Consider the following 8,271-nt stretch of genomic DNA (forward strand, 5'->3'; position numbering starts at 1 on the left):
GAGTTTTAAATTTTAAAGTTTAAACTGAAAACTCAAAAGTTAAAACTTAAAAATTCTCTTAGTACTAAACACTCACAACCTAATTAAATCCCCTAAAATTATTGAGGGGAATTTAACTAAAAAGTCAAAAGATAAAATTTAAAGCTATTTAAAAATGGGACTCAAGCGGCGGGAATTTTTGCAGCAAGCTGGCCGGGTGCTGGGCGCTATCGGAATCAGCGAGGCCCTGTGGCTGCGGTTGGGCTCGCGCTACCTCCAAGCCTTAGCGCAGCCGACACCCCGCAAATTGGCTTTGTTGGTGGGGGTTGACAAATATCCAGACTCGCCCCTGCACGGCTGCGTCACGGATGTAGATTTGCAGCGGGAACTGCTGGTACATCGGTTTGGGTTTGTGCCGTCTGATATTTTGACTTTGACTGACGCTCAAGCTACGAGGGACAATATCGAGACGGCTTTTGTGACTCACTTGAGCGAACAAGCAAAACCGGGTGACGTGGTAGTTTTTCACTTTAGCGGCTGCGGTAGCCGAGTCAGTTTGGGCGAGTCTCCGGGAATAATCGAAAACAGTTTGGTCCCGGCGGATGATGTTTTGCCGCTGTTAGCAAACCGGGCGGTGAACGATATTTTAGAGGAAACGCTGCTGCTGTTGGTTCGATCGCTCGCGACAGAAAATGCGATCGCCATCCTCGACACCAGCTACCCCTATCCGGGTTTCCCCAAAAACGGCAACTTTCGCATTCGCTCCCGCCCCCGCCCCACCGTCGGGCAGCCAAGCCTCGCAGAATTAACGTTCGCCGAAGACCTCAGATCCCGCCCAAATCTCCGTCCGGACGCCGCCGTACTTGCCGCGGGCGCGAATTCCCAACTCGCCGCCGAACAAGAGTGGAACGGATTTACCGCAGGTTTGTTTACCTACGCCCTCACCCAAACTTTGTGGTGGGCAACTCCCGCTAGCAGCTTCAGCGTCTGTTTCAGCCGCGCTGCGGGTCATGTTGACAGCAAGCTGGCGGGGTTATCCCAGCAACCGCAAATTCGCCATCACGATTTAACAGTCGCCCCGGCGGTGAATTTTTCAAATTTAATGTTGAATTCCCCTGCATCTGACGGCGCTGTAACGGCGGTGGAAGACGGCGGCAAAACTGTGCATTTGTGGCTGGGCGGGTTGTCGCCCGGAGTTTTGGAGTGCTCCGGGGGTTCTGTGTTTGCTGTGGATTCCTCAGCGGGCGATCTGCTTTTGCTGCGGGGACGCACGGGCCTTGCTGCTAAAGCCCAAGTTTTAGACAAGCCCTCACGAACAGACGGGCAAATAACAGTCGGCGAACTGGTGAGGGAAGAAATTCGGGTATTGCCGCGAAACATCGGTTTGACAGTAGCTTTGGACTCGGGTTTGGAACGCATCGAGCGGGTGGACGCCACCAGCGCCTTTGCGACTGTGCCGCAAGTTGCGGTGGTAGGCAGCGAGCAACCCGCTGACTGTCGGTTCGGCAGAGTCCCGGAAACGACTTTAGCCGAAACAGTCTCGCCTCACGAGCCTGCTTTGTCTCAAAGGCGTTACGGTTTGTTTTCTTTGGCTCAAATGCTGATTCCCGATACTGAGGGCGACGGGGGAGAAGCAGTTAAGGTGGCGGTGCAGCGCTTGACTCCGCAGTTGAAAGCGCTGCAGGCGGGGAAGTTGCTGCGGCTGACAGTCAATGAGGGGTCTTCGCACCTGAAGGTGCGGGCGGAACTGGCAACTCTCGCACCCCAAGCGCGGGTCGTGGCACAGCGGGAGCCGGTGCGGGCCGAACAATCTTACCGCCTGGAACCGCTGACCGCGGAAAGCGAGAAATCAGCCAACGCTTATATACTAAGTATGAGCAAAAGCAGCCGCAGTCAGTGCAGATTGTATAACGACAGCGGTCGCCCGGTTTACTTTGCGGTGTTTTGCTCGGACAGCGCAGGACGGCTGTCAGTGCTTGGCACTGAGGGCAAAGACTTTGTGGCGGGGATGTCGGAGCCGATCGCTCCTGGGGAGAATTTGACCGTGCCGGCGGCTGGGGCGATCCTCTTCGAGGGCTTCGCTAACGGGTGGGCGGTATCCGGGCCGATCGGACTTGCGGAAACTGTGATTATATTTAGTGAGAGTCCCTTCGCTCAAACTCTGGCTGCAATAGAAGCCGAAATGCAGCAAACGAGGGATGCCCTGCCAATTCGAGTGTTGTTGAATCCTTTAAATGTGGCGCGGGCGGTGCTCGAAGATTTGCACGCCGCTAGCATTCCGGGGGTGCAGAAAGTGGGGATATCGACGGATGATTGGGCTTTGGATGTGAATGTGTGGGCAACTCTGAGTTTTGTTTATCGGGTGGTTTAATTGTTAAAAAATCCTCGCTCATGAGTCGGCGATTGAAATCAATTCCGGTTACACCGTCCGTGATTGTTGACTGTTGAGAGTTAACTGTTGAGAGTTGACTGTTGAGAGTTGACTGTGTTGTTTGACTTCCAGGCTCTACCTGATAACGCAGAGAAAGGAGGCTGTGCCTCGAATTTTCCTCCGCAATTGAGGCTATTCCTCGCTTATATCGCTGTATTGGCTCGACCTCGGAACCAGTTCAATCTAAAATCTCAAATCTAAAATCTCAAATCGATTGACTGTTGACGGGCGGGTGGAAAAACTCAATGGTTGAGTGTTAACTGTTGACTCGATTTTATTATTGTGATGCAACCGGAAACGATCTCATACCAAATCCGACTTAAATACCCCCTCGATCTCGCTTGTCCCTCGCTCGCTAGGACGAAAGTTTGACTCTATGGAGCGGTTTCAACCGCCGAATCAGAAAAAAGGTGGATTTCCGCGGATTTGGTATAATATCAATTCCGGTCTCCGGGCCGGAAGGATATCAAATCCTTGCTTCAAAAGTCGGGCGTAAAGTCTAATCAAGCTCGCAACAAATAATTCGCGCAATTTTCATTTTTTTTACCCGCCAGTCAACAGTCAACAGTCAACAGTCAACAATGATTGCGGTGCAGCCGGAATCGATATAAGAAATCAAGACTGATAAAGCTTTTCTACCATTTGAGCCAAGCGTTTCATAGCAGTTTCAATCTCATCATTGGTCGCAGTCAAACTGATGCGCAAACACTCGTGCTTGTGCTGCCAATCTTCCCGCAAACCAGGAAAGAAAGAACTTCCAGGCACGACAATTACGCCAACTTTCTTCAACTCTTGATACAGTTCCCAATCAGTCATTGGCAAATCTTTCAGCCACAACCACGCAAAAATAGCTCCTTCGCCCCGGTGCAAAAACCACGGCAAATCCTTCGGCATTGCTTGTTCTAGAGTGCTTTCTACGATCGCAAATTTGCTTTGATAGTACGGCCGAATTACATTGATGGAAATATCGGCAAGAGCGCCGGAAGCAATGGCCCGAGTTGCGATCGCCTGTCCGTATCTCGGCGAATGAATGCACATATTGGTCTGAAAACATTCTAATACTTGAATGATGTTTTCATCGCCGATCGCAATTCCGATTCTTTCACCAGGTAATCCGGCTTTCGACAAACTCATACAGTGCACGATATTGCCCCCAAAAATCGGCGTCATTTCGGTAAAATTCAAAGACGGGAAGGGAGGACCGTAGGCGGAATCAACCAACACCGGCACGTCGAAAGCGGCCGCTAAATCGGCAATTTTCTTAACTTCGTCGTCGGTGAGAACGTTGCCGGTGGGGTTGCAGGGACGGGAAAAAATGACGCAACCGGTGGTTTGGTCGATCGACAGTTGGCTGAAATCCGGGCGGTATTTGAACCTGTGAGCACCCGCATCAATATCGAGGGTGGGTTTGCAGGCGACTACCGCTTCGGGAATCAAGCTAACGCCGCCGTAACCCGTGTAGTCTGGGCTCAACGGTAGGACGATATTTTTCAGGCTATCCCCCCTAGGCATAGCTTGGTAAGGAGGGGATGGGGGGGGTGCGGTGTAGCCGCCGAAAGCGTTGGCTGCGTAGAAGTAAATCGATTGACTTCCGGGAGTAATTAGGATATTGCGATGGGTCAAATTCAATCCGTAACGCTGGTTGAAATCCGCCAAAACCGCATCGATAAACGGCTGATAACCTTGACTGGAACCGTAGCGACAAACCACCTCACCGTATTCCGGGCCCGCCAAAAGTTCCGCAGTGCAGTCGCGCCACAACTGCTCGACTTCCGGCAAAATCACCGGATTTCCGGCGCTCAAATTGATAAACTCCTGCCCGCTGCCGGCTCTGAGAGTTTCAATAATATCTTTCATAATTGCCCGAACTCCCGTGAGGTGGGACATCTGAGCGCCAAATTGAGTCAGGGCAGGGTTCATAGCAAATGCAGCGACAATGATAGAAGTTTACAGTTTAATCATAATAACTCCTGTCGCAGGCGTTAGCGTAGCTTGTCTGGGGCATCGGTTGTCGAGCGATCGTCTGACTAAAAAAATGGGATACAAGCCTCCCCCTTCTAGGGGACTTTCGGTTCGGAAACTCTCAAGCAAGGTTTTTGAATAAACAGCACCGCATTTATTCAGGTGTACTCTACAATGGTTGTATGTTAAATCTAACCTACGAGTACAAGCTCATTCCTACCGATACGCAACGCCAGACTTTCGACCAGTGGCTCAATATTTGCCGCAAGGTCTATAACTTTGCATTGCGAGAACGAAAAGATTGGGTTAATTCTCGTAAGTGTGATATCAATTCGTGCAGCATTAAGCAGGAATACATTATCCCGGATGATGCACCGCGTCCAACCTTTGCGGGCCTGCAGCAAATCATTAGCATTGGCAAAGAAGTTAATTCCTGAGTTGAAACTGCCTCACACCCATGTCTTGCAGCAGGCGTTGCGCCAACTAGAGGCAGCGTTTGTGGCGATGTGGGAACGAGGACACGGTTTTCCTAGATTCCCCAAGCGGATGCGCTCCGAAGTGTTCCCTCAATTGAATCTAGAATCCGTTAAACGGTTTGATGGTGCCGATTGGGTCAACCTGCCCAAGATTGGAAGCGTCAAAATGCACCTGGATCGTCCAATCCCTCAAGGGTTTGATGTCAAGCAAATTCGCGTTATTAAAAGGGCTTCTGGCTACGTAGCCATGCTCACTTTGCAATGTGATGTCAAAGTGCCTCAAGCCTCACCTTCAGGGCATGGATTAGGGATTGATTTAGGGTTAGGACATTTTTTGGCAACTTCTGATGGTGAATTGATTGATAGACCTCGATTCTTTGTGGATGGACAACGCAAGCTGAAATCGCTGCAACGTCAACTGAAGCACAAGAAAAAAGGCTCTAGGAAGTCCCGTCAACTTCATCACCGAATAGCCAAGCACTACGAATACATCTCGAACAGTCGCAAAGATTTTCATTTTAAGACCGCTCATCATTTATGCAACGCAGCCCAAACATTATTTGCTGAGGATTTGAACCTCAAAGCAATGTCAGCCGGAATGATGAGCAAACACACGCTTGATTCCGGGTTTGGTCAGTTCCTGAATATCTTGGGTCATGTTTGCTTTAAGCGAGGTGCATACTTCGCTAAAGTAGACCCAAACGGAACAAGTCAAACCTGCCCCAGATGTCAAACCCATACAGGCAAAAAAGAACTATCCGAACGGGTGCATAGATGTCCTGAATGCGGCTATGAAACGAATCGAGATGTTGCAGCCGCGCAAGTAGTTTTGCAGCGTGGATATACAGCGGTTGGGCTGCGTCGCAGTGAATTTTGGGGAGGGCAAGCTACGTGAGTAGTCCCAATGAACCAAGAATCCCCGCTCATAAGAGGACGGGGAGTTGTCAATAATGCAATAAACTCGATCGGACAGCACTAGATTTTTTCCCCTGTACGCGCGCCGGACCGTAATATTCTGGGCATTTTTGGAATCCTATCTAGCGATCGAACAGTGTTTTTTGCCTAAAGATTAGCGAACCGAACAGCACTATATAATTGAAGAGTTTTGGTAAGATTTCACGCCGCCGCGCCCGATGAATTGCCCATACTTGACAGCAGCCATTAAGAGAATCTAAGATTAGCAGTACGGTTCGAGCGCAACAGAATTTTATTGGCTCCGGTTTCTGCTATAATTGCAGGTTCAATCCAGCCTCAAGAATCAGATTTGTTGCTCGCTCATTTTCATGATTCGCGGTTCGCTGACAGCGGTGCATTTCATCATCAATCCAACTAAAGACAAGATAGCTCGTAACCTCGCCCTTCGAGTGGTGTTACATAACAAATACATAAATCCCAGCCAAAATTAACAGCCGTAAAATTTAACACAACAATGACACACTTTCCACTTACAGAATACGAGCAACTTACAGATCCTAAAGCCAAAGGAGTGTACGAAGAAATCTTGACAGAATTGGGATTTGGCATCGTCCCCAACCTGTTCAAGTCAATGGCAATCAACCCTGACATATTAGAAGCAAATTGGAAAAAATTCCGGGGAACAATCCTGCAAGGAGACTTACCCCGCACCCTCAAAGAAATGGTCGGTGTCGCTATTTCCCAATCAAATAATAGCGAGTACGCTCTCCAAGTTCACCTGCACGGATTGTCAGCGTTGGGGATGAGCGAAGAAATCCTGCGAACCCTAGTTTCTGACTTTGCCAATTGCCCTTTGCCAAAACGTGATAAAGCCGTAATTTCCTTTGGCTTGCGGGCTGCTACAAAACCCCTGGAAATGACAGAAAGTGATTACCAAAACCTGCGGGATTTAGGGCTAGATGATTCAGAAATATTTGAGATAATTGCGACAGCAGACTTGTTTAGCTTTGTCAACCGATATACTGATGCAATAGCCCTCGAAATAGATGCTTTGTAATCTATATTTTATACCCATATTATGGGCGAGCGGCTAGAAGATCTAGAGCGAGAAGAACTTCTGTTGACAGCCCGCCGTTTGTTAGCAGAAGCTCAAGCGCTTTCCATCCGCATTTCCGCCGTCAACGAAATTGCCACTGCCATTAACCGCACCCTCGATCTCAACCAGATTTTACGAGTAGTAGGCAAGCAAGCCAAATGGCTGCTCGACTTTGAACACTGTAGCGTTTGCCTGCACAGCACTAACGCTTGCATGACCTTATTTGGGCCGCATATCCCTGTAGATATTTCAGTCCTGCCAGATGGCGGCCCTATTAAAAAAGCTTTCACCACACGTCAACCTCAATTAATTCAAGAAGCGGGTGCTACTGCTATTTTATCCCCCTACGCTTCGCAAATTATCCTTCCCTTGGAAAGCGAAGGTAAGGTTTTAGGGACAATTAATTTTGCCACAACCAAGCCGCGAGCTTACACTCAAGAAGACTTGCGGATTGGTTATCTTTTGGCTTTGCAACTATCCTCAGCCATCCGCAATGCTGAACGCTTTAAAGAGATAAATAGCCTGTATTCCGAGCTCGATGCCGAAAAGCACAAATCTGACCAGCTACTGTTGAACGTGCTCCCGGTTGAAATTGCCGAGGAACTCAAAAATAACGGCAAAGTGGAACCACTGTATTATGATTGCGTATCGGTTTTATTTACTGACTTTAAAGGCTTTACTCAGTTATCTGAAAAAATGACGCCGCGAGAGTTAGTTGACGAACTAGACCATTGTTTTTCTTATTTCGATCGCGTGATGGATAAATACGGTATGGAAAAATTGAAGACTATTGGCGACAGCTATATGTGTGCGGCGGGAATTCCTAAGCCTCGCCCAACACACGCCTTTGATGCTGTACTTGCTGCCATAGAAATTCGACAGTTCATGGATTTGCGAAAAATGCATAAAGCTCAACAAAATATTGCTTATTGGGATATCCGGATTGGCATTCATTCAGGCCCAATACTTGCTGGGGTAATTGGCAATAAAAAGTTTTCCTATGATGTCTGGGGAGATACAGTTAATACTGCATCTCGGATGGAATCCTCCGGCGTACCTGGAAATATCAATATCTCTCACGCAACTTTTGAATTAGTTAGAGATTTTTTTGAATGCGAATACCGAGGAAAAATTCCGGCAAAAAATAAAGGGGAGTTGGATATGTATTTGGTTCATTATCTTAAATAAGTTTGGGAAGGGCTAATTGCTAAAGGAGGATGGCTAACCGAGCCATTATACGATTTGAGATTTGAGATTTGAGATTTGAGATTTGAGATTTTAGAAGTGGGAATGACTGATAACTATCATGGTTGGGAACGTGGGCCTTACGATTTTAGATTTGAGATTTGAGATTTTAAAATTGGGAATGACTGATAACTATCATGGTTGGGAGCGCGGACCTTACGATTTGA

At 48.3% G+C, this 8,271-nt stretch carries 6 protein-coding genes; 5 read left to right on the forward strand and 1 reads right to left on the reverse strand.

What is annotated here, in order from left to right; genetic code table 11:
* The first annotated feature begins 154 nt into the window (after positions 1-154).
* On the forward strand, positions 155-2,350 hold the full coding sequence (locus tag QUB56_RS26310; protein WP_332959173.1) for a caspase family protein: 2,196 nt from the start codon (positions 155-157) through the stop codon (positions 2,348-2,350).
* A 675-nt stretch (positions 2,351-3,025) separates the two neighbouring features.
* On the opposite strand, the gene QUB56_RS26315 is transcribed toward QUB56_RS26310, so the two are convergent.
* Entirely contained in the window at positions 3,026-4,330 is a 1,305-nt protein-coding gene (locus QUB56_RS26315; RefSeq protein WP_332959175.1) for a valine--pyruvate transaminase, read from the reverse strand.
* A 224-nt stretch (positions 4,331-4,554) separates the two neighbouring features.
* On the opposite strand from QUB56_RS26315, the gene QUB56_RS26320 reads away from it, so the two are divergent.
* The 4 genes from QUB56_RS26320 to QUB56_RS26335 all read left to right on the forward strand — a co-directional run bounded on the left by QUB56_RS26320 (position 4,555) and on the right by QUB56_RS26335 (position 8,047).
* Positions 4,555-4,809 carry a helix-turn-helix domain-containing protein gene (locus tag QUB56_RS26320; protein WP_332959176.1) on the forward strand — a complete coding sequence of 85 codons (255 nt, stop codon included), beginning with the start codon at positions 4,555-4,557 and terminating at the stop codon, positions 4,807-4,809.
* The gene (locus tag QUB56_RS26325; protein WP_332959178.1) at positions 4,787-5,743 is read left to right on the forward strand and encodes a transposase; all 957 of its coding nucleotides are present in this window, start codon (positions 4,787-4,789) and stop codon (positions 5,741-5,743) included. Before QUB56_RS26320 ends, QUB56_RS26325 begins: the two co-directional genes overlap by 23 nt.
* 534 nt (positions 5,744-6,277) lie before the next feature.
* The gene (locus QUB56_RS26330; RefSeq protein WP_332959179.1) at positions 6,278-6,820 is read left to right on the forward strand and encodes a peroxidase-related enzyme; all 543 of its coding nucleotides are present in this window, start codon (positions 6,278-6,280) and stop codon (positions 6,818-6,820) included.
* Positions 6,821-6,841: 21 nt separating this feature from the next.
* A complete protein-coding gene (locus tag QUB56_RS26335) occupies positions 6,842-8,047 on the forward strand; it encodes an adenylate/guanylate cyclase domain-containing protein (protein ID WP_332959180.1) in 1,206 nt (401 codons plus the stop codon).
* Positions 8,048-8,271 lie beyond the last annotated feature (224 nt).

The organism is Microcoleus sp. AR_TQ3_B6 (genome assembly GCF_036702785.1).
Lineage (GTDB): Bacteria > Cyanobacteriota > Cyanobacteriia > Cyanobacteriales > Microcoleaceae > Microcoleus.

What these genes read in the sequence shown, in the direction of transcription:
- QUB56_RS26310 (WP_332959173.1), top strand. Translation starts at nt 155, where the DNA reads ATGGGACTCAAGCGGCGGGAATTTTTGCAGCAAGCTGGCCGGGTGCTG.
- QUB56_RS26315 (WP_332959175.1), bottom strand. Translation starts at nt 4,330, where the DNA reads ATGAACCCTGCCCTGACTCAATTTGGCGCTCAGATGTCCCACCTCACG.
- QUB56_RS26320 (WP_332959176.1), top strand. Translation starts at nt 4,555, where the DNA reads ATGTTAAATCTAACCTACGAGTACAAGCTCATTCCTACCGATACGCAA.
- QUB56_RS26330 (WP_332959179.1), top strand. Translation starts at nt 6,278, where the DNA reads ATGACACACTTTCCACTTACAGAATACGAGCAACTTACAGATCCTAAA.
- QUB56_RS26335 (WP_332959180.1), top strand. Translation starts at nt 6,842, where the DNA reads ATGGGCGAGCGGCTAGAAGATCTAGAGCGAGAAGAACTTCTGTTGACA.